Below are 329 nucleotides of genomic sequence, written 5' to 3'. Positions count from 1 at the left end.
CGCAGCGCCAAACGAGGCGTGCAACGCTTTGCGTATGACGCGGAAAGCCGGTTGGTTGAAGTACGTAATGAGAACGGCGGCGTGGTCAGGATGACCTATGACCCGCTGGGTCGACGCATCGAGAAAACTGAGCACGGCAACGATGGTTATCCGCTAGGCGAAACTCGATTCACCTGGGACGGACTGCGGTTGTTGCAGGAGCATAAACACAGCCAGACCAGCCTCTATGTTTACGATGATGACGGCTACGAACCCCTTGCCCGCGTCGACGGCGTTGGTCCGTTGCAGAAGATTCGCTACTACCACAACGACCTGAACGGGTTGCCCGA

Annotated in this window: 1 protein-coding gene; it reads left to right on the top strand. The window is 57.4% G+C overall.

Annotation, left to right across the window (positions count from 1 at the left end; all coding sequences use genetic code 11):
• Positions 1 to 329 (top strand): RHS repeat domain-containing protein (locus AACY08_RS30175; protein ID WP_339472747.1); only part of this gene is annotated, 329 nt, incomplete at both ends.

This window comes from Pseudomonas sp. EL_65y_Pfl1_R83 (assembly GCF_963970695.1).
GTDB classification, from domain to species: domain Bacteria; phylum Pseudomonadota; class Gammaproteobacteria; order Pseudomonadales; family Pseudomonadaceae; genus Aquipseudomonas; species Aquipseudomonas tritici.
This window is presented reverse-complemented; position numbering and strand designations above follow the sequence as displayed.